Origin of the sequence: Bacillus alkalisoli, assembly GCF_002797415.1 — a bacterium.
Lineage (GTDB): Bacteria > Bacillota > Bacilli > Bacillales > Bacillaceae_I > Bacillus_CD > Bacillus_CD alkalisoli.
Window position 1 is genome coordinate 2,562,175 of record NZ_KZ454944.1, and the last position, 26,569, is coordinate 2,588,743.

A 26,569-nucleotide genomic window follows, 5' to 3' on the forward strand; every position below is an offset into this window, starting at 1 on the left:
TTTTAATTAAATACAATTTTTGTTTATTTGAGTCCGTTTCATAATGTATGATTACATACGAAAAACGAATGGTAGCATCGCGAACATATTATTTTGCATTACACTAAATTATTCGTTTTTCATTAAACGAACCGTAATTATGATATTGATTCATTTACTAATACTTTTCAAATCTCTTTTTTCCATTACTACTCTTTTTTCGGCAACAAGAGTATTAATAAGAAACTAATTACCGCGAATATACCTACTACCGCATATACAGTTTGTAAGGAAGTGGTTAATCCCGCTTGTAAAATAGAAATAAGACTATCGGAAAGTTGTGAACGTCGCTCTTCGTCTAGTAATAGAGTCGTAGAGTCTATCGATAGTTCATCAGCAACACCATTCTCTGATAAATGCTGTTGAAGCCTAGAGTTTAAAATACCACCTAACAACGCTGCACCTATCGTACTACCTAGTGTGCGCATAAACATATTAGAGGCTGTAGCTACTCCTCTTTGGCTCCATTCAACCGTTGACTGAATCGAAACGATAAATGCTGTAGTAGAGAAGCCCATACCTATTCCAATTAGGAAAGAACCAAACGCAGCCCATAGCGGTCCGTCTTCTGGAGAAAGAGTCATAAAGACAATACTCCCTGCGATTAATGCTACTCCACCAATAATAGAAGTTGTTCTGAAGCCAATTCTCAACAATAAGCGACCTGCAACAGTGGCGGCAATCGGCCAGCCAATAGACATCGTTGTTAATGTGAACCCTGCCACAATTGGTGGCCGTTCCATAACACCTTGAACAAACGCAGGAAGAAAACTAGAAATCCCTATTAACATAACCCCAGTCGTTAACGATACAACATTTGCCACTAAGATAGACCGCTCTTTCCATATCGAAAATGGCATCATTGGATCTTTCGCACGATTCTCTTGAATGATAAATAGCGTAAAAGAAATAATAGATAATAAAATTAAGCCAATAATCATTGCTGAATTCCACGCGAAGCTCACTCCACCTTCAACAAGAACAAACATTAGTGTACAAACTGAAACGAAAAGTAGAAGTGCTCCTCCATAATCTATAGACGGCTTTTTCTTTTCTACTTCTTCGTGTAAATAAAGCCATAAAACGATAATACAAAGTATACCAAGGGGAATGTTAATCCAGAATACATACCTCCAAGTGGCAAATTGTACAAGTAATCCACCAATTGCCGGGCCCATTACAGCAGAAATACCCCATACACTTGATAAATACCCTTGGATTTTTGCTCTTTCTTCTTTCGTATACATATCTCCGACAATTGTTGAAGCTATAGGCATAACTGCACCTGCACCAAATCCTTGAATAAAACGAAAAAAAATAAGCATCTCTATCGAGGTGGCCGCTCCACAAAGAGCTGAACCAATTAAAAATATGATAATTCCAAATGTGATAATTGGCTTACGGCCAAAAATATCGGAGAGCTTTCCATATATAAGTACAGTAACAGCGTTCATTAATAAATAGGATGAAAAAACCCAGCTATAATAAGAAAACCCACCAAGATCTGCTGCTATTGCTGGCATCGCTGTTGAGATAATTGTAGCCTCTACTGCTGCCATAAACATCGCTAACATAACAGCTGCTAGCACGAGAGGTTTCTTTGTTTTTTTAACTGCAGGCTTCCCCTTTTGCCCTTCGACTGCTTGTCCCATTTCTCTACTTCCTCTCTCTCTATGTACAAAAACGTTTTTAAACCTAAAAAAGGAAGACCTTTAGGAAAGGTCCTCGTTTACCGTTTACTTATTCAAACGTCTAATGTGACTGTTTAAACGTAGTAATATTGCTCTGCGCGTTAATATCCCCTCTAATATATGATCATCGTTTACAACGCATATAAAAGGATGGTCTACAACTAACTCCAATCCTTTCGTCACTTTATCATTTATATTTAAGAATGGGATATCTTTACTCATGATATCTTCTACAACCATTTGATCTAATCGTTCAAATTCTATTCTTTCAAGACCCAATATTGCGTCCATTATTTGAGTAGTACTAATTAATCCCTTAAGTTTATATGTTGGGTCTAATACAGGCACGGCAGTATAGCCTGTTTTTGTAAGTACTAGCAATGCATGTTCCAAGTTGTTTTTATATTGTACGTGAGCTACTCGTTCAGCAGAGATAATAAGGTCTTTCATTGTTGTTTCTAAAAATTCACCACTATGGAGGCTGATCATCGTTGTTCTTCCTCTCTACGTTTTCTCTCTAACATATTATGCATTCACATAAATTTGACCATATCCATTGTAGCACAAATTTATTATTTTATCTTTTATTACCCATTCCAAACAAGCTACTTTTATTTCGTATAGCGGTTCGCATACCCGAATGCTGCATATGAGTCTGGCTTTATTTTTGCCTCAATGCCCATTGCTTGAATTCTTCCTGTCATTTCTTGAATATAATCTTTTGTTTTACCTTTTGTACCAATATCAATGTGAATTTCAAATTGAAAATCAGCCCCAGCATCTAAGTTTGGTAATAGTAACTCTTGCAACTTTTCAAGCTTCTCTGCAGTAAACAAAAAGGCTGTTTCTTGACTTAATGCTGTTTCTAATGAGATCTTTTCGTGTAAATTACTTATTTTCCGTTTCACTACATGTGATTTTATGCACCCCCATGCGCCTTTACCTACTCGATGAAGGTGTATTGCTGTTATAAACCTTGTTTCTTTGTTATGAACATGTGAGTCTGTTCCAATGGAAAGAATATATGACGCATTAACATCACGTGAAATAAAATGGTGAATTTTCTCAAAAACTTCTTCAAATGTAATCGAACCTGAAACAATGTTATAAAACTTATCAGGATTCCCCATAACCCACACCCTTTGTAACATCCTACTACATTATATGTGAGCGGGTTCAAGGAAATTAATAGATTATCACGTTAGAAGAACTTCATAGAATAAAAGCATTTAACACAAAAAAACAAGCAACGATTACGCTGCTTGTTTTTTATTTTTAACCTTTACTTGTCTGAATGTTACGTTGAACATAAGAGCAGTTAGGGCACTTATATATAACATTCTGATTAGATTGAGCTGTTAAAACAGATTCCAATTTCTCTTTTTTATTACATTGAGGACAATGTACTAACGGAAACAAATCTTATCAACCACTCTTTCCATTTTTTATTTAAGAGTAAAGTTACTTGTCATACCTGAAATACTATTAAAGATTCTTCATAAATTCTTCATTCGAAACAAAAATGTCTTCTTTTCCTACATACGTAGGATTTGCAAGTACTAAACCAATATTTGTTGTAGAAGTTAAATCATCTATCATCGTAAAAGGAATAGAATTAGCATTTGCTAATCGAATATACTTAGATAAATATTGATAATTTAACCTACCATCTAAATAAAGATGAGAATTACGATTTTGCTTCATCAATGTTTCAATTGGTTTATATACTTTTGGCTTAATAACCTGCCCATCAGTTAAAGCAAGCAGAATTCTCTCTTTAAACTGAGTTAAATATTCTCTTCTTTCACTTGCTTTAAGTTCTGGAGCACCTTTTAACCCTCTGTCTATATAATCATCGATGTTTTTGCCCAAGGTTTCTCTCTCCTTATATTAGATAAGCATTAAGAAATTAAATCAAAAATTTCAATCGCAATCATATCAATATTGTCAAATTGGTATGTATCTGTGCCTTTACCTTCTCCATAAACTTCTAATTCGTACATTTCTGTTTTGTGGAAATACTTTACGCTACAAACTCTGTGTCCGTTCACTTCAAAAAAACGTTGAGACGGCTCTTGACCTTCTACTGCTGTTTCTTTTAAATCGTTTAGTCTTTTAATAATTCCTGAAAGTACTGACATTTAAAACACTCCTTTATTCCATCCTATCCTTATAATTCCTTATAGTTAATCACTTATTCGTATTATAAGAAATAGAATCTCATTAACTTTTTTAATTTTATTGCCAATTCAATATAGCTGAGTTACGATTTAACTGAGTTCGTTTCATAATGTTTTGCAACTAACCGAAAAACGAATGATAACAAGTAATAATAAAAAGTAAATTACTCGAAAGTAACGAACACATCAAAATTATAACAATATAATAATTCGTTTTTCAATAAACGAACCATATTTATGAAGTTAACTCAACTATATCATTTTATTCTAATTTAATCTAAAAATAAAGTAATTGCTCAAACTTTACATAGTTATCGTTAGAAAGGGGTTATTATGAACGTCACTGTTTATTCACAACCAGATTGTCCACCTTGTAAAATTGTGAAGGAATTTCTATCCTACCATCAAATTTCTTTTAAAGAAATAGATATTTCAAAAGATACAAATGCAAAAAAATATTTAATGAATGATTTACAATCCTATTCTACTCCTACTGTTGTAGTAGGAAAAGATGTTATTAAAGGATTTGATATTAGAACATTAGCTCAAATTTTAAATATTGAGGAATAAAAGCCCTACTCTTTTCCATGCTGTGTTAAAGTAGCTGTTGATTTCCGCGCAAGGCTTCGCTTTCCGCGGGCGTGTCTAGGTCTAGCGGGTAGCTCCGCAAGTCTAGCATGGTAATCTCGAGGGCAAAGTGTGCCCTCAAGCTGCCCCTCTCTTATGCTTGTCGGAGCTGAACGAGCCGCTTTCACTTTTCAAGGCGCCGGAGCCTCCTCGGCGCAAGCGCCTGTGGGGGTCTCCCGCTCCCCGCTTCTCCCGCAGGAGTCTCAGCCTTGCACGGAAATCAACAGGTTTTAATATTGAATTTTCTACATTAAGCTTTATAATAGCCTTTCACAACAAAAGAGAAGGAAACAAGAATAACTGTTTCCTTCTCTTTCGTTTTATTAAGCATTCATTTTATTAAGACTCTTCGTATTCATTTAAAAAAGAAGGAGTTTCTTGTTGCATTCCGTAATCATAAATTAGCCAGCCTTCTGGACCTTTCTTTATAGAAACCCATTGATAGTGGTCTGGGAACAAACTTGGTCTAGCCGTTTCTTTTCGGAAAAACTCATATATATGATACACATTATTCTTTTCATCAAATTTTACCTTTGTTTTGTCATCATAGGAATAAAACGGGACATAAAATATTGCAAAATCAGTTCCATAAGTTATGTAGCCTTGTTCTTCTTTAAATAAATGTTCTGTGGAAAACTTTTTAATATATTCTGTAGTAAAATAAGTACTTAGTAATTCTTCTATTTCATTCAAATCTCTGTATTTTTCACTTAGCATATACTGTGCATGAAACGCTTCTTGAAGCATGTCCAAAATTTCTTCGCGGGTAGGTTCATTCGCATTAGAAGACTGATTATCAGCGACTGTATATATATTACCTAAAAAGAATAGACAAAATATAGAAGCAATTAAAGCCAAACTTTTGAAGTTTTTCATGAATTGTTTTCCTCCCCTGCTTGTATATTTCCATTGTAACAACTTCATTCATTAAAAAGTTTACAAATCGTTCGTAAAATTAATGTCTGTTTTGACAAATTAAGCTTGTATTTACCATTTTCCCTCTTTTAAAAAAGACAAACTTTTTATTTCCACAAAAAAGAGCCCATTTTCAAGGACTCTAAGTATTACCATCTAGTTGTCATACCTGCATAAGCTATATAAAGCAAAACTAAAACTGTTCCGACGAACATTGCGATAAATACAGGATTACGTAGAACATAATGTTTTTGAACTTCTTCACTAATTTCCGAATCACGCTCGCTAGGCTGCGTGTCTGTTCTTCTTCCAACCATGTACGTATATACTATCGCAACTCCAACTAAGGCTAAAGCTAAAAAAGCTAGAGTTAAGTCGAACGGTCCCATTCATGCTCACCCCATTGTTTCAATATATTATTACCTTCTCACAATGACAGGGGAACTATTCCAATACGTCGAATACAAATAATGGTACCGTTACAAAAGATCATTATGTTCATATAAGTAACTGTAACTAATATCAACATATAAAAAAATAGAATGATTTATGGAGTAAGAAAACGTCCGGATTGTTTCTTGTGTTTCTATGTCACTATAAATGTCAGTCAGTATCCCTTTTTTACCTGTTCTCATTTTCATTACATTTTCTAAAAAGTAAGGTCTCCAGCTCCAATTTTTGAGATAATACTTCTCTTGAATTGTCCATTTTCCATCATCATTTCTACTGATGTTCGATGATTGTTGGTAGCCGTTTTCATCACATAGATACATTCGAAAGCTGTATGGAGTCAAAGGGATTGCTAGTTCCAGTAACCACTGATCAACTAATTCACGAGTTTCTGGCAATTTATTTTTCAAAGCAAATTGCTGCACTTTCTCTTGTATTTCGTTGGCAAGCTGAAAAATAGCTTCCAATTTTCTTTTTTCATATCTGACAAAATGTTGAAACTTCTCTGTCAATAGTTCTTTACCATAATAACAATTGATAAAGTTCGGTTCAGGTTTATGTAAGTAGTACCCTTGATAATACCTACCACCGTTTCTCCATGCATATTGTAATTGAAAAGAAGCTTCAACGTTTTCATATAACAACGTTGTCCCCATTTTCCTTGCAAAAATAGAAATAGAATGTAAAAAGTCTTGGTGCGTCTGAATATCATAAGAATTACGCAACATTTTTAAGTCAATTTTTAAAATACTTGGAGATAATAAAGAGAATTTGTCCATATTCATACTAGAATGGCCAATATGGGAAAGAGCTATTTGTATACCATATGTTTTATAGTATTGTATTAAATGTTGTAAAAGCTCTAAGTCATCATTAGAGTTAGGCACGTCAATTTCTATGACAAGTCTTGAAAGGTTTAATCCAGCTTTTTCATATTCCAAAAATAACTCTAACAGTCGTTCCCCTTGGTCTTTCAATAAGAGCGAGGCGTTTTGATTAATAAATAATTTCACATCCGTACTATCGTCCAAAATCAGCTTTTGAATGGCTTTGTAAATAATAAGGTGGTCCACCTCAATTTGATATTCTTCAGGAACATTTTTATCAGTAAAAAAAGAACCTAGACTTTTTACTTCATCCTTTAATGTAATGCGTCCTAACACTTCATATCCAATCACTGCATGGGCATCCGCACTAAATATAGCCTGAAAATGTGGAACTACCTCTTCAATATTTGACATAATATCTAATGGATCTAACATCTGATAATTCTCCTTCACACTCACTTCATGCTAAAAGTATATCACTTGGTAAAACTTTTGAAAAATAGGAAAAGAACGCATCCCTAGATACGTTCTAAAAAGATTAGCAAGGTTTTGGAATGACTAAATGTTGACCAGCTTTTAAACAGTCTGTTTGCAACTGATTGATTTCTCTTATCGACTCCATTGTTACATCATATTTTTGAGCAATTCTTCTAAGGCTATCGGCCGTGACTACAGTATGATGGTATATAGGTATTTTAAGTTTTGTACCACTCGGAACAAATGACTCTGTTAAATCGTTTATTGATTGTAATGTTTTACAATTAATACATAATTCTTCCGCAAGCTCATTTACTTTTACTGTTTTATTTGTTTTGTAATATGTAACATCATTATCTACTAGCGGACCTTCGTCATATTCTTTTGCTTGAAAGACACTTACTAAAAAATTTTGCATTTTAATTCGATACGTTTTTACTTTTTTCTTATCAACGAACTGGGAATTAACATATTCCCTTGCTGCTTCAAGTAAATTTTGTTTGACAGGTGACTCATTTTTCTTATTTTGTATTAAGTCCGAGGCAAGTTCATAAAATGCAAAAGTTTGGTTAATAAATAATGTTAATTCTTTATTTTCTTCGTCCCATTCATGTTTGTAAAACAAGCTCATTTACACTACCTCACTAACGGCATTTTCCGTTAGTATTTGATTAATTTAAGCAAATATATTCTTATACTTGTGGAAAATCTCCTAGACATGTTAAAAAGGAAACGGTTGGAGCCATTGCCCACCGTCCATTGTAATACATTCACCATTTATATATGCCGCCTTTTCTGAACTAAGAAAGTAGGCTAACTCTGCTATTTCTTCCGGTTTTCCGAACCTTTTTAGCGGTACACTCTCGACAATTTTCTTCGCTTCTTCTTCTGATTGAAGAAGCTTTGCCACTCCACCAGTCCTTTCAATTGGCCCTGGTGCAATTGCATTTACACGGATACCATATTTAGTTCCCCATTCAACTGCCAATGTTCTAGTTAGAGAAAGAACTCCAGCTTTAGCTGCTGCGGAATGTGCCACTCCAGCACCAGCGTTCCAAGCGTAAGTAGCAACCATATTAATAATGCTTCCTTTATGACCATTTTCCATCCAAAACTTGCCAACTTCTGATGAACAATAAAATGTTCCATTTAATACGATATCTATAACCGACTTCCATCCGTTTACCGACAATTTTTCCGTAGGGCAAATAAAATTCCCTGCTGCATTATTGATTAACACGTCTATTCGCCCAAACTTTTCACTTGTTTGTTTTACCATCAGGTTTACATCTTCTGGTAACCTTACGTCCATTTGAATAGTTAAAACTGAATTACTTTCCGTCTCTATTTCTTCCTTTGCTTCTAAAAGTCTTTCTAAATTTCTACCCGTAATAACGACATGATAATTTTCATGTGCGAATTTTTTTGCCATAAACAACCCCATACCACTTGATCCACCAGTTATGATAACAACCTTCTTTTCCAATAGCTCATCTCCTAACCAAATTCATTGCATCTTTTATTTTACATAAAAAATAAAACTATTTCGAATATAAAGATTATTATTCTATTTATATGCGAGCAAACAACTCTTAGTAATGATATAATCATGATGAATTTTAAAAGATTGGGTTTGGTATTATGACAAATAAATTAACTCGTAGAAGTTTTTTAAAATATATTTTCAGCTTATCCCTTACAGGTATCATTACGACTGGATTAGGATATTATTACGCGCGCTATTTGGAACCGAAGATGATTACAACAAACCATTATTCCATAAAAAATAAGCATATCCCAACCAGCTTTGACGGCTTAAAAATTGTACAGTTTTCTGATACTCATGTTGGGCACACATTTGAAATAAATGATTTAAAAAACGTTGTAGAGAAAATTAATAAAGAAAAACCTGATGTAGTTTTTTTTACAGGAGATTTAATGGATGACCCACTTGAATTCGAAAAAGCTGAAAAATTGATACCGATATTAAAGGCGATTGATGCTCCATTTGGAAAGTTTTCGATTTTCGGAAACCATGATCATGGTGGATACGGAACAGAGACTTATGTGGAAGTTATGAATGAGGCGGGTTTTACATTGCTAAAAAACGAAAATACAACAATTGAAATGATAGACAATAGCAAGATTTTTATTGCTGGTGTAGATGATTTAATGTTAGGTAGACCAGATTTCAAGCAGTCTTTAAAGAATATACCAGAAGGTGCATACACCATTTTATTAGTGCATGAACCAGATGTAGCGTACGAAATATCAGAAGAATTTTCGGTTAATTTACAACTATCTGGCCACTCGCATGCTGGGCAAGTTCAAATACCTTTTTTTGGCCCCATTATAACTCCTCCGCTTGGGAGTAAATATGTGGAAGGTTTTTATGAACTAAACGATTTAACTCTTTACGTGAATCGAGGGTTAGGTACTACTAGAGAGCCGTATCGATTTTTTGCACCACCAGAATTAACTGTATTTACGTTAGAATCATTGGATAATTAGACATTCTCTTTGTTATATAGTTATACACATAGACATGCGCAAATCCCAACAAACCTCCATATGATAAATAGAAAATATAAAAGGAGGCGTATGTCTATGCATTACCGTAATTATCAGGCTAGCGACCAGCGCTATTTCCCATTATTGCCATTTGTGGCAGGATTAGCAGTTAGTCCTTTGTTATTCAGACCTAGATATTACTACCCACCGTTCCCTTACTATTATCCGCCATATCCATATTACCGGCCATATCCGTTTTATTATAGATAGGAGATAGTACCGAAAGCATGGCTAATCCATCTTTCGGTTTCTTTATATTTTTTCTTGTACTTGGCTGTTTACTAAGTATTGAGGTGAGCAGATTTCTTGCTAATCAAGCCCGATCTATTAAAGATTAATTTATTCCATAAGGAGATGAGCTTCTTGGCCATTCATATCGTAAGACCAGGTGAGACATTGAATTCAATCGCTCTAGACTATCGTAGAACCTTCCAACAGCTACTACAAGCTAATCCACTTCCCAATCCAAATCTTATATATCCGGGTCAACAAATTATCATTCCAAATTTACCACCAAAAGAATCTATTCCATATTCTATCGAAGTTTCCATAAATGGTAGAAAACTAACTTTGAAAAAAGACGGTGGAGTCATTCAAACTTTTCCGATTGCAGTCGGAAGAATGTTATTTAATACTCCCGTAGGAGATTACGTAATCGTTAATCGCGCCCCAAATCCTGGAGGACCTTTTGGAGCTATGTGGTTATCTCTTTCGAAACTATCTTATGGAATTCACGGAACGAATGACCCTTCTTCGATCGGAAAAGCCGTTTCAAGAGGTTGCGTCCGAATGTATAACGAAGATGTTTTAAAACTATCTTCGATTGTTCCAAACGGGACTGCTGTATATATACGTCCATAACAAAAAATCATAATAATGTTACGAAACTGTTAAATATCACATTTTTACTAGTAAATTAGTAACACAAAAATCTCCCACTTTGTATCAATTAATATTATAATAATCATCATAAATATATTAAAAACGTAACTGATGAAATATCACAATTGCTTGTTTTTTGGTAGTGACCAAGAAACAAATTATCTTGGGTACCTAATTAGTTTGAAAAGAGGGGAAAATGGCAACGTACAATCGATTCGTTAAGCAATTAATCTTTAACTATATATTCGGCTCATCCATTGCAGTTATCGGCATTGGTGGAGTTATGATTTTTACTACGTTAGATCTATCATTTATAGAAATTAATATTATGGCATTTATTCTAGTTATTTCATTTTCTGTCATGTGTATTGCAGAACTAATAATGTTTAAAAAACACCTTCAGCCGATAAAAAGCGTCTTTACATCTGAATTACCTTCTTATTCAGAGTTAAAGGAGAAATTTATCTATACGCATCAATTTCCAACCTTAACAGTTAAACGTATTTTAGGACCGCACTTTCTAGGTATTACCTTACCAGCGATAATTTTAGCTGTTTTATTTATTCACATAGGATGGCTTGAGATGCCTTACAGATATGTTTTACTTGCAACTACTGGAGCAATGTTAATTGCAGGAATGCATGCTTTTATTGAGTTTTTCTTGACGACAAAAGCTATTCAGACTGTACTATTACATTTTAAAGATTTATCAAAAAAACATTATAATATGTCCCTTTCACTAGAAGGGGAAGTACTTGTTTCAATAAAAAATAAATTTTTGTTCAGTACACTATTTATCGCTATTTTCCCTTTGATGTTGTTTAGTTTAGCTACTCAGGTTAGATTTGACATGATGCTGATTGACGCAAACTTTTGGGACTGGGCAATCATTATTTTAATAATGGCCATATTCTTTTCTTTTTTGGGTGCATATATTTTATTCAGAGACATCATTCAGCCTATTAACCAGTTAATTGAAGGTATGGAGAATGTAAAGCAAGGAGAACTTACTCGTTCTACCGATCTATATGGTGACGAATTTTCTCGAGTGATTTCCGGCTTTAATTCAATGGTAGAAGGTCTGAAAGAGCAAAATGAAACCAATCAATTACTTATTGAAAGTTTTTATCAAACTTTAACTACTACTCTTGATGCAAGAGATCCGTATACGGCGGGGCATTCTTTAAGAGTTAGTAAACTATCTGAATTAATAGGACAAGAAATCGGGTTAAATGAAGAAACGTTAAAGCAACTAAAAACTTCCGCCCTACTACACGATATTGGCAAAATCGGTGTAAAAGATCAAATATTATTAAAAGATGGGAAACTAACAGAAGAAGAATTTAACGAAATAAAACGACATCCTGTATTAGGTGCAAAAATTTTAGAACAAGTTATGCCGAAAGATGCAATGGCACCATTAATCCCTGGGGTAAGGAGTCACCACGAACGGTTAGATGGAAAAGGATACCCTGATAAATTAATTGGTGATGAGATTCCTCTTTTCGGTAGGATTATTGCAGTAGCAGATGCTTTTGATGCCATGACTTCAGACCGACCATATCGAAAAGGAATGAGTAAGGAAAAAGCATTATCGATCCTTATTGAAGGAAAAGGTTCTCAATGGGATCCACAGTTTGTAAATGCCTTTTTGAAAGTGATTTGTAACGAGGAGCTTGGACGCAAACTTTAGTGACGGTTTAAGCTTCTTTCTTTTTCATGCCAAAAGTAGTATAATAAATTACAAAAATGAAAGGAGCAAACACTTTTATGCCAAATAGTTTCCAAAAGGCTGATTCCTCCATACAACCTTCTGTTGAAAACCTCTCTCGCGCGATATTTACGGTTAATAAACATGCGAAAACTGCGCCAGACCCTTCTTTTTTATACTTATTAAAAAGAAAAGCGATTGAAAAGTTGTTATTAGAAGGAAAAGCAATTAAAAAAGGACTACATTATTCAAGAAATCCGAAAAAAAGTCATCAACAATCAGATGTATTAATTCAAGCAGGAGATTATTTTTTCCACATTCCTTCTACAAAAAATGACTTCGCCGAATTACCTCATCTAGGGGAGCTGGATGAACAATATCGAAACCCAAAGACATCCATGTCACTTTCCACAGCAAAAAAATTATTACAATCCTATGTAAGCATATCACCACCTAGCGAAACCAATAATCTTGCTTCTAACCATAAGCGTACTACTTATCAAAAACCTGTCTTCAAACGCTTAGGAGAAAGTTATCGTTAAAAACAAAAACTACCCCATTTCGTAAACAAATGAAATGGGGTAGTTTTTTTATATTTTTGGCTGTGTTAAAGTTCGCTGTTGATTTCCGTCCAAGGCTTCGCTTTCCGCGGGCGGTAAAAAGGAAGGTTATTTTCACTGTCGTGAAAAAACCTACTCCTCGGCGCAAGCGTCTGTGGGGTCTCGCATTCCCCGCTTCTCCCGCAGGAGTCTCAGCCTTGGACGGAAATCAACAGGTATTAGTATTTAATTATCAATACTAAACTTAACAAAGCTATATTTTTAATATTTCATCCATAACCTGTATTAATGAACTAACTTCTGGTTTACTTATTTGTGCATCTGCACCAACATAATTACCTTTATGTCGAAGCTGTTCACTTATTAATGAAGAGAAAATAATCACAGGAGTTGCTTTTAATTCCTGATCTTCTTTTATTCTTCTTGTTAAATTATGACCATCCATCTGAGGCATTTCAATATCTGTTATTAGGATATCCAATTTCTCTTTACCCTCTTTCACTTTTTCCTCGAAATAATGCCATGCCTCCGCACCATTTTCAAATAACTTAACGTGTGTATACCCCGCTTCTTGCAACGTGTCTAACAAAAGCTGACGTAACATAGGAGAGTCTTCTGCTAGTGCAACTTTTTTAGTATTTCTTTTTTGTTTATGTTCATTCGTCATATTCACTTTTGTTAAATTAGGATAAATTTCATACATTACTTGTTCTACATCTAATAATAGCATCATCTTATCTTCTAATTTTACAACACCAGTAACATAATGATTTAGACCACTATTAATTGTTGTTGGCTTCTCCATCTTCTCCCATGTTAAACGATGAATCTGTGTGACGTGATCTACTCTCAAGACAATTTTCATCTGGTTAAATTCTGTAATAATATATTTGTCATTTTTTGCATCACTATTATCAGGAAGATTTAATGCTGTTCGTAGTTTAATTACAGGAAGAACTTCCCCTCGTAATTCTACAATTCCTTCTATAAAAGGATGTGCATGTGGAATTTTCGTTACAGCTATCGGTTGAATTATCTCTCTTACCTTTAACACATTTATACCAAAGCTAGAATTCTCTAAATAAAATTCTAAAAATTCTACTTCGTTTGTCCCTGTATCTAATAAAATTTCTCGTTTATTATTCATACTGTACGCCCTTCCCCATTCGATGTTTATCTTTATTATATATCGGTTTACATAGTCATTTTTCAAGTTTTGAAAACTATTTAGTATAATTATATCTTTTCACACAAAAACAACTCTACATCCAACCAAATGGGATGTAGAGCTGTTATTTCACTTCACTCTTCTTGCAAAGTCTACAAATTTAAATTTATCTAGTCGATGCCTTGATTCTGTATACTGAAAAAGTGTAGCGTCGTCTAAATAAACAAAATTTTTCACGACTACGATATGTGTATGACCATTTAAATCTAATAGACGTTTATCCTCTTCCGTTACTTCTTCAATTGTAACTTCTTTCTTCGCAAAGCTTATTTGTAATTGCAGATCCTCTTCTAAATATTCATAAATAGAAGTCTCACAAATTTCTTTTGTAAGCTGTTCCACGTGTGTTTGTAAGAAAAAATCTTTGTCTAGTATTATTTTTTCCCCATCCACACTTCTAGTTCTTATAACACCCCATACTTTTTCATTTTCTTTACATTGTAAATTGGTTTGTAACACGTTGTTTGATTGGATAATATCCAATGCATGAACTTCTGTTACCCACTTCCTACCCATTTTAGAGGAAAGCTCTTTAAAACTAACTAAACCTGAAATCGGAAAGTTGTATTTATTAAGTTCTAATACAACTGACCCTTTACCACGTATTTTTTGTATATAACCATTTTGAGCTAATAAGCTTAATGCTTTTCTTACTGTTTCTCTTGATGTATCAAACTGCTCCATTAACTTATGTTCTGATGGCAGTTTAAAACCAGGTTTCAAATTTTTATTTTCTATTTCATCTACAAAATATTCATAAATGGAACTGTACTTATTATTCATTATTTTAATCACCTGTGTTCGTATCATAATAATTGATGCATCTGAATGTATCTTATCATTACATCGTTAAATGATAAACAACAGATTCGTAAGGTCGTAAGGTAAATTGGTTTATGTTCGTAGTGCTATCATTATAATTAGAAAGTAAAACGTTTACTTTATGGGACCCTATTTCAACATTACTAGGCAAAGTAAATTGTGTTTCTTTACCGTAGTAATTGTTTATGACAATAAGTTTTTCATTTTCTCCATTACGAATATAAGCAAATATTTCTCGGTGATCTTTTAAAATTAATTCGAAATCACCTGTCGTAATAATATCGTACTCTTTCCTCAACCTAATTAGTTCTTTGTAGTGATAAAAGATGGAGTCGTGATTTTTTAATGCTTCTTCTGCATTAATCTCCTTATAATTAGACGCAACAGGAATCCATGGTTCATGCGTTGTAAACCCTGCATGTTTTTCTCCATTCCATTGTACAGGCGTACGTGAGTTGTCCCTTGATTTATGACGAAGGATTTCCAAAACCTCTTCTTCGCTCATACCAGCTTCTGTTTTTATTTTAAAAATATTTAATGATTCAACATCGCGATAGTCGGAGAGTTTTACATAACCAGGGTTTGTCATTCCAAACTCTTCGCCTTGATAAATATAAGGAGTTCCTCGCATTAAATGCATACTAGTTGCAAGCATTTTAGCTGATTCGATATGGTGCTTTTTATCATCACCATACCTTGAAACAATTCTCGGTTGATCATGATTACACCAAAAGAGTGCATTCCAACCGTCACCTTTGTACATTTCCTCTTGCCAAGTTGATAAAATATCTTTTAGTTGTAGGAAGTCAAAGTCTGCCACTGTCCATTTATCTCCGCCTGGATAGTCTACTTTTAAATGGTGGAAATTAAACGTCATACTTAATTCATTTCGGTCAGGTCTTGTATATTTAATACAATGGTCTATCGTTGTTGAACTCATTTCCCCAACCGTCATACTATCATATTTAGAAAAAACCTTTTTGTTCATTTCTTGCATTAACTCGTGTACACGAGGTCCATCTGTATAAAATTTCCTTCCATCACCTGGGGGAACGGAACCGTCATCATCTGGAAAGCTTTGGTCCTTTGAGATTAAATTAATAACATCTAGACGAAATCCATCGACCCCTTTTTCAAACCAATAGGTCATCATTTCATATAGTTTTTCTCTCAGTTCTTCGTTTTCCCAATTTAAATCAGCTTGTGTTACATCGAATAAGTGCAAGTACCATTGACCTGTTTTTTCGTCATATTCCCATGCATTTCCACCAAACTTTGACTCCCAATTTGTTGGCTCGCTTCCATCTGTCTTACTGTCTTTCCATATGTAGTAATTTCTATAAGGGCTATCATGAGATTGCTTTGCTTGCTGAAACCATTCGTGTTCAGTAGAAGTATGATTAACTACGATATCCATAATGACTTTTATTTCACGATTGTGAGCTTCATGTAATAACTGTTCAAAGTCATCCATTGTTCCGTACTCTTCGTGAATCGAGAAATAGTCACTAATATCATATCCATTATCACGTTGTGGTGATTTATAGACTGGTGTAAGCCAGATCACATCTACGCCGAGCTCTTTTAAATAGTCTAATTTTTCTATAATGCCTTGAATATCTCCTACACCATTTCCGGATGTGTCGTTGAAACTTTTCGGATAAATTTGATAAACGACCGATTTTTTCCACCATGGATTATGTTTATTTTGTAAGTTCATTTTTTCACCTCTAGTTAAATTTAGGAAGTAGACCCCTCGCGATGTGTACACAAGGGGTCTGGTTTTTTTATTTTAATGTTGGGTTAAAGATCGCTTTTGATTTCCGGGCAAGACTTCGCTTTCCGCGGGCGGGCCGGAAGCCTCCTCGGCGCGCAAGCGCCTGTGGGGTCTCCCGATTCCCGCTTCTCCCGCAGGAGTCTCAGCCTGCCCGGAAATCAACAGCTTATAATTAATTAAAATATACCTTAAGCAATAACATAGCCAAATTTAACTGCCTTTTTCTTTTTTGAATTTTGCAATGATAAATGTAAGTGTGAATGGTACTACTAGTACAATCCCCATTCCTAAGAAGAAGATTGGCCAAAATTCATTCGGGATGGAGAAGAATGCTGGTAGTCCACCTACTCCGATTGTTGGTGATAATACACCGGCAATTGTAATGATAATACCTGCTGTTGCTGAACCAATCATTGCTGCAATAAACGGATAACGATATCGCAAGTTTACTCCGAACATAGCAGGTTCTGTTATTCCAAGCCATGCAGATATAGAAGATGTTAAAGCTAAACCTTTAAGCTTTTCGTCTTTCGTCGCAAACATCATTGCAAATGCTGCAGATCCTTGCGCAATGTTAGACAAAGCTACCATTGGCCATAAGAAAGTTCCGCCAATCGTTGCAATTAATTGGAAATCAACTGCTAAGAAAGTATGATGCATACCTGTAATTACTAATGGTGCATAAAAGCCTCCATAAATTAAACCACCTAAAAACGGCACAGCTTCGAATAAGGAAACGAATCCTCCTGTTAAGAAATTACCAACTGTAAACGTAATAGGACCGATTGCTATAAATGTTAAAAATCCAGTAAACAATAAAGTAATTGGTGGTACAACTAACAAGTGAAAACTATCTGGCACACGTTTAGCTAAAAACCTTTCTACTTTCGCCAATACAAAGGCTGCAAATAAAACGGGTAAAACTTGTCCTTGATAACCAACCTTATCAATTTCGAATCCAAACAAGTTCCAAACTTCCATCTCACCTTCAAGTTGTGCTTCTGCGTAACCCCAAGCATTTAATAAACCTGGATGAACTAGCATTAGCCCTAAAACGATACCAAGTAACTCACTTCCGCCAAATCGTTTTGCAGCTGACCAACCTATTAGCCCTGGTAAGAATACGAATGCTGTATTTGCAATGAGATCGATAATGTTAGCTAAGTCTGCCCACTGTGGATGCATTTGTATCACAGAAGCATTATCATAAAAAATACCTGCATTCGTTAATAAATTGTTTATCCCCATTAATAGACCAGCTGTAACGATTGCTGGCAAAATTGGAATAAAGATATCTGCCAATACTTTTATTGCGCGCTGTATTGGATTTAAATTTTTCTCAGCAGCCTTTTTCACTTCATCTTTTGAAACTTCACCAATCCCAGTAAGGGTTACCATTTCTTTGTAAACTTTATTAACTGTTCCATTACCAATAACAATTTGATATTGTCCATTAGTGGAAAAAGAACCTTTTACAACATCAATTTTTTCTAATGCATCTTGATCTACTTTACCTTCATCATGTAAAGCTAATCGAAGTCTAGTTACACAGTGTGTTGCAGCGCTAATGTTTTCCTTTCCTCCGATTGCTTCAATAATTTGCTCTGTTGATTTTCTAATATCCATTAATAGCTCCCCCTGTAATTTATCCCTTTACAGAAAAATGAATTATTTCTGTTTCACCTTTTATTGCATCATTTGTTGTTTTCTTTTCCATTTGGTCAATTATTTCTCCATTAGTAATTACGATTGGAGTAATGGTACTTGCTGCTTTTTCTTTAATCAAGGCTAAATCAAAAGTTATTAGTAGATCTCCCACCTTAACTTTGTCTCCTTCTTTCACATGGCCTTCAAATCCTTCTCCATTCATAGCTACTGTTTCTAAACCAACATGAATTAAAATCTCAGCACCCGCTCTTGATTTAACTCCAATAGCATGTTTTGTATGAAAGAATTGAACAATTACACCATCAACCGGCGAAACTACCTTACCTTCTGTAGGTTCAATGGCAAGTCCGTCGCCCATCATTTTTTGAGAAAAAGTTGGGTCAGGAACATTTTCTAATTCCACAACCTTTCCAGACAACGGGGCAAAAATCCCTTCTTCTTTTACTTGTGTTGTTTCTTCTTTTAGTCCGAATAGTTTTTTAAACATATATAAAACCTCCAGTAGTTTGTAAATAACCGCTTACATTTACAACAATAAAAACACGAAACTTGTATATACAACTCAAAATAAATATTATCTTGTATATACAAGATAGTCAACTCTTTTGTTTCTATAATAGTTTGTAATAAATACTAAATTCCATACCCTATGTAAGATAGTTTCTAACTCACACAAAAAACTCCCAGAAAAAGCATGATGTTATAACATACTTTTTCGGGAGCTAATGTGTATATTATTTTTGCGAAAAACCAATTTGATCAAGATAAATTAATCCATTATTTCCATGATTAAACTGAAACTCAATTTCTACAATGTCATCGTAATTTTTAGACTTAAAAGAGTCTATTATCGTCGAAAGAGGTATTTCATAAGTTTGTAATACATGTTCATACTTATTGCCTAACAAGTTATTCCACCAGTTCCATTTATAAAGGTTGGATGAATAGGTTGGTTCAATCCATATATTTGTAGCAATTCTACTATCATGTCTTTGAACACCAGAAGGTCTTAACGCAACTGTAATTGGTATAGCTTCATTTTTCACTTCTTCCTTCAATGGCACCCCGAACTGTCTATACTTCTCTTCATGTAATTGAATGGCATCAAAACGTAAAACAGTATCGCTATTTGCATTTACTAATGCTTCTATTGGAAGCTTTACAACATACCTGGCATTGGACTGTTGCCATCCTAATTTCACTGCTTGATTTTCTTGCGGTTCACTATTTCGCAGTAAAATAGCAGCCTCTCTCCATACACGCATACCTGTTCCAATAATCTCCCCACCATCGATAGTTGTCGTTGTAACATCAACATCTTCCTCAAACGTAGCAATAGGTAGGAACGTACTATCTTCATAGCGTATACGTAAAATATCTGTTGGAATGTTTGATAACGCACTTTGTTTATTAGAGAAATATCCCCGGAACTCTTGTTTATCATTTAACGTTGCTTCTAAAAAAGAAAGTATATAAAATTGTGTAATTCTTCTTTGCATATTAGGGTCAATTACTTCTGTTCTATTCACTATCCATGAGTACGGAGCCGTCCGGTCTGTTTCCCAACTTGTATTAAACTGTCCATGATTTCCACCATATATATATATGCTACTTTTAAACCCGTCAAAGTCATCCGAAAAACTTACTTTCTCGTATTGCCTCATCCCGTTAAACGTTGTATGGTCTGTATCATTTGATCCTTGCAACGTTAAGTAATTTATATTCTGTAGTTCGGTTGGCTTTCCTCCTGGTTGAAATCGTCTATCACCAGGGGATAAGCCTATGATAGACTTTATATTAAAGTTAAAGTCTAACGATACTCTTGCATTGTTAGGAAAGAGAGTTAATTCATTAAACAAGGCAGCAAGGCTAACAGCTTCCCCACCTCTTGAATGCCCGATTAGCGCAATTTTTTCAAAGTCCACTTTATTATACAGCTCATGGTCCTTGTCATTATTCCATTTTTCCCACTGTTCTAAATGCTTTAATAACACTAATGCTCTTGCAGCATTATCCCAACCAACATGGCCAAGTTTACTCGAATTTAAAAAATTTTCATCCACACTTACTGCTATATAGCCATTGCTAGCTAAATGTTCAGCAAGATATTGGTACCCTTCATCTGAAAACTTCACCATGTTATGATTTCCATGAACGATTAGCACTAGTGGTAATCGTTCGATTTGTGATTCTGGCATCCAAACTCGTCCGTTTAACGGAACTTTAGAAAAGTCAAAACCCCAAAACCATTCTCGAAATTTTTTATTCAATCCTTTCGGTTGAACAGTAAAAGAACGTATATTTACTTTATCTGACTGATATGTAATACCATCCTGATATTCGCTTCGCTGTTTATCATCACCACTACCATATGTAAATGCCTGTACATTGTATGGACCACTGTCCAGTAATTGATTATATTCTCCCTTTTCTTTTATGTTTGTATTGTTCCATTGTCCTTCTGTACCAGGGTTGGCAACGATCCAAATGCCTAATATGTGAATGGAAAAAACGAATAATCCAATAGCACATTTGACAAAAATGTTCAATTGAATATTTCTTAAGAGATAGAAAATGACTGCAGTCAATCCACTTATACCTATAATTCCATATGCAATATAGGCAAAAAACGGACCTAAGAATAGGCTAACTACATAAGAAGTTAGAGTAACTGCAGCTAGTAAAGCTAAGAAGTAATTGGGAAAGCTTTTAAATATCCAAATAATAAAATAAAATCCATAGTAGGCAACAAAGGTTGTAAGTAATGCGGTTAAAACGATAAATAATACATCAAACCACTTTCCTACTCCTATTGTTAAATAAAAACTCATAAACGTAATAAAGAAGAAAATATAAAAGAGAATAATTGCTCTAATATTGTTTTTTCTACTAAGCAATCGATTGTGCCATCTTTGTGAAAATTCATTAAAATTCATATACACCACTCGTTTTTTTCAGATTATGTCTATATACAAGGTTTGCTACTATTAACTACAACCTATGGTAAGCCGTTCTTTACTAATTCGTCAAAAAGAATGTTCTTCCTTTTCTAATCATCATAAAATTTCGTATACAAAGCAAAAACACTAAGTCATTGGCTCACTTAGCGTTTCTTAATGTTCATTTTTTTCTTTGTTCTATTAACATTGAATATTTTGTCGCCTTCTTTAACAAAGACGTTAAGGCCATCGGTTTATCAATCCAAAAGCCTTGCAATTCGTCACATCCATATGAAAACAACGTTTCAAATTGTTGTTCGCTTTCCATTCCTTCTGCTACTACCTCTAGATTTAAACTATGAGAAAAATCAATTATTTTTCTAAATATTTTCCTTTCTTCTATGACAGTTTGCAAATTTCTAGTGAACACTTTATCTATTTTTACTTTATGACACTGAATTTCTTGTAAGTATTGTAAAGAAGAGTATTTTGATCCAAAATCATCCAATGTAATGGTGAATCCATATGATATTAACGTTTCCATACCTTCTTTTATACTTTCATTAGCATGTACAAATTTTTCTGTTATTTCTAATTCAAAAGAAGAAGGTTGCACTCCAAAATTATTTAGCAGGGAAGGAAGGCTGTTTATCCACTCTTTCTTTGTTAACAAATCTGGAGAAAGGTTTATCGCTACTACTGCATTAGGGAAAGTTCCTGATAATACAGCATATTCAGATACAATTCTTTCAAAAACATAACTAGTAATTGGTTCAATTAATTTATATTTCTCTGCTAATGGGATAAATTCTGACGGCTCAATCTCCCCTATTCTCGGATTAAACCAACGAATTAACGCTTCAAAGTTTACTTTATTGGCCTTCATATGTAACTTAGGTTGGTAATATACTTCAAATTCTTTTTTGCGGATAGCTGTTTTCATTTCATACTCAAGAAGTAAAGCGCGTTGTAACCTTTTTAATCCTTCTTTGTTTTCCGCCTCTTGTTGAACCTTTTTTGTTACATCCTTACATAATATAACAAATAAAAACTCTTTTTCTATTTGAAATGGAACGATGTTTATATCTATCACGAGTGATTTTTGATTACTTATGATCGATTCACGATATGTAGATGTTTGTAACGAAAACATCACATTTCGTAGCTTTTTTTGTAACTTTGGAAATATACTTTCTACCACAATTTCATTACCTACCGTTGGAGACCATTCTGTAAATGTACCAATTCCTACTTTTTTCTCCATGACGATAAATTCATTTGGTGGGACAAATTTTAACGTAAACCAATTCTCATAAAGTTGTCCTAGATTTTGAATTAAATTTGATATGGATTTCTCTATTTTTTCTCCATTACAGTTACTCACTATAATCACTCCTACAAACAAATACCATGTATCAATTCGCCTTTTTTCGACATTTCTCCTTTCATTTTATCAAAGAAAAAAAATATATAAAGAAAAAACATAGAAATTTTCAAATAATTACTACTTTAATACTATTTATAAAGATTATATAGTGTATATAAAAAACGAGCCTCTGTGTAAAGGCTCGCACAAAAGTATTAGTTTTTTAACATTTCATAAACTTCATCATCGAGTTTTTTCGCTAATTCTGCATCATATGTTTTTTCATAGTTTGGTTCTGATGTGATTTTTCCACCATAAAAAATAACATCTTCTACTGATTCTACTTCAACGGTTACCATTTTGTATTTCATCGTTTTATCAATGGTATCCGATACCGTTCCTTTACCATTTATAGAGTAGCAGCTCCCTGCCCCAATTACACCTAGTATTAGGTCAGGGTTTTTCTCAATATTAAATGCGCTTTCTGCTTTATGGCCAAGTGCAAATTTAATTGTCTTTCCGTCTTGATGAGCTACTAACCATGATACGATACTTAAGTTTGGCTTATTTGACTTACTATCTGTTGTAATTAATGAAACAATTTTCTCACCTTGTAAAAGGTCTATTAATGATTGATTTAATTTTTCTTCAGCTTTAGGCAAAACTAATTCCTCCTTTATTTCATGTACTATAGGTACATTATATACAACCTTTTCTTGTTAATCCAAAATATACTACTTTATTTTACCCTTTTCTAACGTAAAAAACCTTATACCATAAAAAAAAGAGAAAGCAATAAACTATGCTTACGCTTCTAAAAATTCATTTTTCGATCTTACGTGATTCTTTGACTATTGCATTAGCTACTATGTTTAACGTGTCACTATATTCTACTAGTTCTACTATACAATTTTTTCCTAGTGTAACATTGTTACCTTTTACCAGTTCTGCCTTAGTATTTTCTAATGTGATGGTTTCACCGTGAATTTCTTCGATTTTTAACCTTCCACGAGAAGTGCTACTTGAAAATATTGATTTCAACACTTTTACTAACGTGTTGTCCTCTTGCATTTTAACATGTACTTTCTCGGCAAATATTTTTTCTACAGAGCTTTTTGAATGATTACGCATAATTAATTCCACTGAGTTAGCTTTTAGAGTATCACCAATTTCAAAATAACCTTCTGAATAAAAATCTTCTGCTTGGCAATTCTCTCCAACTCTTAACCTACCATATGTTTGAATATGTTCAGCAGATAATGATTCTCCGACATCACAAGCCCCTTTCACGTTAATAATAGAGGCGAACATATTCCCTTTCATGGAAGCATTTCCGTAAATATTAAAATCGCCAACATATAAATCTTCTTTAATTTCAGCGTTACCACGAACAGTACCCTTTTCCGTTTTAAGACTTCTTTTTACTTCACATGTACCATTTATCTTAAATTCTTTACAATGAATATCTCCGTTCAAAGTAGCACTACCATTTACAGCTACAGTGTTAAATGTCCCACCTGTTACAACCATACTACCGTTTATTCGTAAATCATCGTATTTTTGTTCCGTTTGCATTATATGATTCTCCTCCCAAATTCTCATCTAAAACTTATTATGTATAGTTTATTACAGAGTTGGAATTAATTCTTCGTATACAAGAATGAATATTTATCCGTCTGAAGAATGAGATTATAGTTAAGAAGGAGTGTTAATGATAGAAAAGACATTTGCATCGTGAGACTTACCACCTTGGAATAAATAATTACGGAGCAGCCCTTCATGTTTAAATCCTATTTTTTCTAATACCCTTCTTGAAGACTTATTTTCTGGAAACACGTTTGCACCGATTCTATGTAATTTCATTTCGGTTAACCCGTATTCAACTAACTTAGTAATAGCTTCTGTTGCGTACCCACTCCCCCAACTAGCTATGTCAATCTCATAACCAATTTCTGCACGCATATGTTTTTCTGAAATAGCATGGTATCCACATGTTCCAACTAACTTATTTGTGCTTTTCTCCACTATTCCCCATCTTAAAATAAGCGTATATTCATCTAAAAAGTCTTTAATGAATTTTTCTGCTTCAATAATTGTTACAAACGGTTCCATTCCATAATATTTCGTCATTTCAGGATTTGAGAAATAACGAAATATTGTTGAAGCATCACTCATTTTCAATTTTCTTAAAAGCAATCTATCTGACTCGAGAGTTGGCGTTTGTTTCATCTTCTTATCCCCCTGTGACTATTTCTGCAACTACATAATGGTTTGTCCATTTTTTAATGGTAACTATTTTTACTTCTTCTAACTTAACATATAAAAATAAATTGCCCGTTTGCTCTTCTAATTGCCACCCATTTGTTTCTAATTCGTTTAGTATAGTAAATAGTCCTTCCCCATCATCCCATTTACTCATTACTGTTTCCTTATTACCTGAATCCGTAAGTAATGCATAAGAAGAATTCGTAGCGTGTATCTTAACAACACCTCGAACATGAGGGTTCCATAAAAGCAGAAAACTTGCTACTAATATTACACCAATAAATGTAAAAACAATAGATTTCCCTCTCATTTTCTATTCACTCCTAATGATGTTTTCTATTAGTCTATCTTTGATACACTATGAAAGTAGATTGATCGTTAAAACTTAGCTGTCTCTTACAATAAATACTAGTTGTAAGATAGGATAAATTAATATGGCGATACTTAATTGAATATATAAAACCGATTCTAGTGTCATTTTTCCCATAACAAAAAACAGGATAGAAATAATAGTCGTGATAAAACTTAATATGTAAGTTCCATATCCACTTTTCTGGTTTATCTCCGTTTGTTGCCTTCTTGTAAGCACATATTGCATTCTAGCAACAGAACGAACTAATTCAGCCAAACCGAGTAAAATAAAAATCGTAGGAATAAACTGCAGTGCTCCGTTCCGTGCATTTGTCATCACTAATAAAAATACTCCACCTGTCATAATTAGAGTCGGTATTCCAAAAAGGCATATAGGATGGTCCCAAATAGTAGGTTTCTCATTAATCATGTATTTTTTCCCCCTATAATAATTACTTAGTAAGAATAGTAGTTGAATTGTTTATAAATGGGATTTTTAACCGACGCACATAGTTAAACACTTATTTTTTCAACAAGTTGTCCAAAAATAAAAAAGAATCACTACATTATATGCAGTGATTCATAGAAAAAATGATAGTTTTCTTAAATTGTTCCTAGATTAAGGAGAATGAACATCTCTCACGATAGCAACTAAATACCAATGTCTTCGCTCTTTTTGAAATACAAACCGAAGGGCCTGCCAATCTTCTTCAACCATTTCTCCTGTTGAAGGACTATAAAATTCAACGTAGAAAGCTTCAGGGTACACTTCATGAATATTATTAATAATGCCTGCACTTTTCACTTGAGAAGTGTTAAAGGCTGTGTCACTGTATTCAATTTCCTGTCCTTTGTTTATTCCAATCTCATGACGTAATAATACTTCTTGAATAAATTCTTTTGCGGTCATTTCATACGTATGATCTGTAGCAAAGTGATGACCGAAATTGTATACTTCAGTGTCTTTTTCAATATGTGCCACTTGCTCTTTTGAAAAGACAACGTCGTTTTCATATACATTTGCATATAAAGAGAAAAGTAAACCTACGTCTTCATGTACATGCTCTGATAGCTCTTCCCATTTACTGCCCTTTATATAGTCCATAATATGAAAAGCATCCACAATAATTTTGTCTTCCTCTTCCATACTTATTTCTGCACAAGCAGAAAGTAATAAAGTAATGAAAGTTAAGATGATTAGTTTCCTTAATAACATATGTATA

General features: G+C 33.9%; 29 protein-coding genes. 6 read left to right on the top strand and 23 right to left on the bottom strand.

Features of this window, described 5'->3' with window-relative positions:
• Positions 1-188: 188 nt before the first annotated feature.
• The 5 genes from CDZ89_RS12725 to CDZ89_RS12745 all read right to left on the bottom strand — a co-directional run bounded on the left by CDZ89_RS12725 (position 189) and on the right by CDZ89_RS12745 (position 3,871).
• Positions 189-1,691, bottom strand: coding sequence for an MDR family MFS transporter (locus CDZ89_RS12725; RefSeq protein WP_096154817.1), 1,503 nt, complete (start codon positions 1,689-1,691; stop codon positions 189-191).
• An 84-nt stretch (positions 1,692-1,775) separates the two neighbouring features.
• Positions 1,776-2,219, bottom strand: a complete 444-nt coding sequence (gene cbpB / locus CDZ89_RS12730; protein WP_096154818.1) for a cyclic-di-AMP-binding protein CbpB — start codon at positions 2,217-2,219, stop codon at positions 1,776-1,778.
• A 122-nt stretch (positions 2,220-2,341) separates the two neighbouring features.
• Positions 2,342-2,860, bottom strand: a complete 519-nt coding sequence (locus CDZ89_RS12735) for a ribonuclease H-like YkuK family protein (protein WP_096154819.1) — start codon at positions 2,858-2,860, stop codon at positions 2,342-2,344.
• A 355-nt stretch (positions 2,861-3,215) separates the two neighbouring features.
• Positions 3,216-3,602, bottom strand: coding sequence for a YueI family protein (locus CDZ89_RS12740; RefSeq protein ID WP_096154821.1), 387 nt, complete (start codon positions 3,600-3,602; stop codon positions 3,216-3,218).
• A 29-nt stretch (positions 3,603-3,631) separates the two neighbouring features.
• Positions 3,632-3,871: a YkuJ family protein gene (locus CDZ89_RS12745; RefSeq protein ID WP_096154822.1), complete on the bottom strand. Its 240-nt coding sequence runs from the start codon at positions 3,869-3,871 to the stop codon at positions 3,632-3,634.
• A gap of 369 nt (positions 3,872-4,240) precedes the next feature.
• Between CDZ89_RS12745 and CDZ89_RS12750 the strand changes: the two genes are divergently transcribed.
• On the top strand, positions 4,241-4,480 hold the full coding sequence (locus CDZ89_RS12750; RefSeq protein ID WP_096154823.1) for a glutaredoxin domain-containing protein: 240 nt from the start codon (positions 4,241-4,243) through the stop codon (positions 4,478-4,480).
• Between the two features lie 396 nt (positions 4,481-4,876).
• Here CDZ89_RS12750 and CDZ89_RS12760 read toward each other — a convergent pair whose 3' ends face one another.
• From CDZ89_RS12760 to fadH, 5 genes are all read right to left on the bottom strand, one after another.
• On the bottom strand, positions 4,877-5,413 hold the full coding sequence (locus tag CDZ89_RS12760; protein ID WP_157842732.1) for a DUF3993 domain-containing protein: 537 nt from the start codon (positions 5,411-5,413) through the stop codon (positions 4,877-4,879).
• 188 nt (positions 5,414-5,601) lie between these two features.
• The gene (locus CDZ89_RS12765; RefSeq protein WP_096154826.1) at positions 5,602-5,841 is read right to left on the bottom strand and encodes a hypothetical protein; all 240 of its coding nucleotides are present in this window, start codon (positions 5,839-5,841) and stop codon (positions 5,602-5,604) included.
• Positions 5,842-5,931: 90 nt separating this feature from the next.
• Positions 5,932-7,164 (bottom strand): EAL domain-containing protein, encoded by a 1,233-nt coding sequence (locus CDZ89_RS12770; protein ID WP_096154827.1) that lies wholly within the window; start codon positions 7,162-7,164, stop codon positions 5,932-5,934.
• A 103-nt stretch (positions 7,165-7,267) separates the two neighbouring features.
• Positions 7,268-7,837: a LysM peptidoglycan-binding domain-containing protein gene (locus tag CDZ89_RS12775; RefSeq protein WP_096154828.1), complete on the bottom strand. Its 570-nt coding sequence runs from the start codon at positions 7,835-7,837 to the stop codon at positions 7,268-7,270.
• A gap of 90 nt (positions 7,838-7,927) precedes the next feature.
• Entirely contained in the window at positions 7,928-8,692 is a 765-nt protein-coding gene (gene fadH / locus CDZ89_RS12780) for a 2,4-dienoyl-CoA reductase (RefSeq protein WP_100333770.1), read from the bottom strand.
• A 155-nt stretch (positions 8,693-8,847) separates the two neighbouring features.
• Between fadH and CDZ89_RS12785 the strand changes: the two genes are divergently transcribed.
• From CDZ89_RS12785 to CDZ89_RS12805, 5 genes are all read left to right on the top strand, one after another.
• Positions 8,848-9,717: a metallophosphoesterase gene (locus CDZ89_RS12785; protein ID WP_096154830.1), complete on the top strand. Its 870-nt coding sequence runs from the start codon at positions 8,848-8,850 to the stop codon at positions 9,715-9,717.
• A gap of 96 nt (positions 9,718-9,813) precedes the next feature.
• Positions 9,814-9,987 carry a hypothetical protein gene (locus CDZ89_RS19955; RefSeq protein ID WP_176483738.1) on the top strand — a complete coding sequence of 58 codons (174 nt, stop codon included), beginning with the start codon at positions 9,814-9,816 and terminating at the stop codon, positions 9,985-9,987.
• A gap of 144 nt (positions 9,988-10,131) precedes the next feature.
• The gene (locus CDZ89_RS12795) at positions 10,132-10,638 is read left to right on the top strand and encodes a L,D-transpeptidase family protein (RefSeq protein WP_406564927.1); all 507 of its coding nucleotides are present in this window, start codon (positions 10,132-10,134) and stop codon (positions 10,636-10,638) included.
• 217 nt (positions 10,639-10,855) lie between these two features.
• On the top strand, positions 10,856-12,352 hold the full coding sequence (locus tag CDZ89_RS12800; RefSeq protein ID WP_096154832.1) for an HD-GYP domain-containing protein: 1,497 nt from the start codon (positions 10,856-10,858) through the stop codon (positions 12,350-12,352).
• 77 nt (positions 12,353-12,429) lie between these two features.
• Positions 12,430-12,912, top strand: coding sequence for a YkyB family protein (locus CDZ89_RS12805; protein ID WP_096154833.1), 483 nt, complete (start codon positions 12,430-12,432; stop codon positions 12,910-12,912).
• A gap of 271 nt (positions 12,913-13,183) precedes the next feature.
• On the opposite strand, the gene CDZ89_RS12810 is transcribed toward CDZ89_RS12805, so the two are convergent.
• From CDZ89_RS12810 to CDZ89_RS12870, 13 genes are all read right to left on the bottom strand, one after another.
• Positions 13,184-14,077: a chemotaxis protein gene (locus tag CDZ89_RS12810; protein ID WP_096154834.1), complete on the bottom strand. Its 894-nt coding sequence runs from the start codon at positions 14,075-14,077 to the stop codon at positions 13,184-13,186.
• A 150-nt stretch (positions 14,078-14,227) separates the two neighbouring features.
• Entirely contained in the window at positions 14,228-14,944 is a 717-nt protein-coding gene (treR, locus tag CDZ89_RS12815; RefSeq protein ID WP_176483843.1) for a trehalose operon repressor, read from the bottom strand.
• 55 nt (positions 14,945-14,999) lie between these two features.
• Positions 15,000-16,700 (bottom strand): alpha,alpha-phosphotrehalase, encoded by a 1,701-nt coding sequence (gene treC / locus CDZ89_RS12820; protein WP_100333772.1) that lies wholly within the window; start codon positions 16,698-16,700, stop codon positions 15,000-15,002.
• Between the two features lie 267 nt (positions 16,701-16,967).
• Positions 16,968-18,383 carry a PTS system trehalose-specific EIIBC component gene (gene treP, locus CDZ89_RS12825; RefSeq protein ID WP_100333773.1) on the bottom strand — a complete coding sequence of 472 codons (1,416 nt, stop codon included), beginning with the start codon at positions 18,381-18,383 and terminating at the stop codon, positions 16,968-16,970.
• 19 nt (positions 18,384-18,402) lie between these two features.
• On the bottom strand, positions 18,403-18,912 hold the full coding sequence (locus CDZ89_RS12830) for a PTS sugar transporter subunit IIA (protein ID WP_100333774.1): 510 nt from the start codon (positions 18,910-18,912) through the stop codon (positions 18,403-18,405).
• Between the two features lie 247 nt (positions 18,913-19,159).
• A complete protein-coding gene (locus tag CDZ89_RS12835; protein ID WP_100333775.1) occupies positions 19,160-21,361 on the bottom strand; it encodes an alpha/beta hydrolase family protein in 2,202 nt (733 codons plus the stop codon).
• Between the two features lie 184 nt (positions 21,362-21,545).
• Positions 21,546-22,748 (bottom strand): EAL domain-containing protein, encoded by a 1,203-nt coding sequence (locus CDZ89_RS12840; RefSeq protein ID WP_100333776.1) that lies wholly within the window; start codon positions 22,746-22,748, stop codon positions 21,546-21,548.
• Between the two features lie 197 nt (positions 22,749-22,945).
• Positions 22,946-23,392, bottom strand: coding sequence for a PNPOx family protein (locus tag CDZ89_RS12845; RefSeq protein WP_100333777.1), 447 nt, complete (start codon positions 23,390-23,392; stop codon positions 22,946-22,948).
• A gap of 160 nt (positions 23,393-23,552) precedes the next feature.
• Entirely contained in the window at positions 23,553-24,305 is a 753-nt protein-coding gene (locus tag CDZ89_RS12850; protein ID WP_157842733.1) for a polymer-forming cytoskeletal protein, read from the bottom strand.
• A gap of 120 nt (positions 24,306-24,425) precedes the next feature.
• A complete protein-coding gene (locus tag CDZ89_RS12855) occupies positions 24,426-24,959 on the bottom strand; it encodes a GNAT family N-acetyltransferase (RefSeq protein ID WP_100333779.1) in 534 nt (177 codons plus the stop codon).
• Positions 24,960-24,963: 4 nt separating this feature from the next.
• Positions 24,964-25,305: a hypothetical protein gene (locus CDZ89_RS12860; RefSeq protein WP_100333780.1), complete on the bottom strand. Its 342-nt coding sequence runs from the start codon at positions 25,303-25,305 to the stop codon at positions 24,964-24,966.
• A gap of 75 nt (positions 25,306-25,380) precedes the next feature.
• Entirely contained in the window at positions 25,381-25,776 is a 396-nt protein-coding gene (locus CDZ89_RS12865; protein WP_100333781.1) for a hypothetical protein, read from the bottom strand.
• A gap of 189 nt (positions 25,777-25,965) precedes the next feature.
• The gene (locus CDZ89_RS12870; protein ID WP_100333782.1) at positions 25,966-26,562 is read right to left on the bottom strand and encodes a hypothetical protein; all 597 of its coding nucleotides are present in this window, start codon (positions 26,560-26,562) and stop codon (positions 25,966-25,968) included.
• Positions 26,563-26,569: the final 7 nt, after the last annotated feature.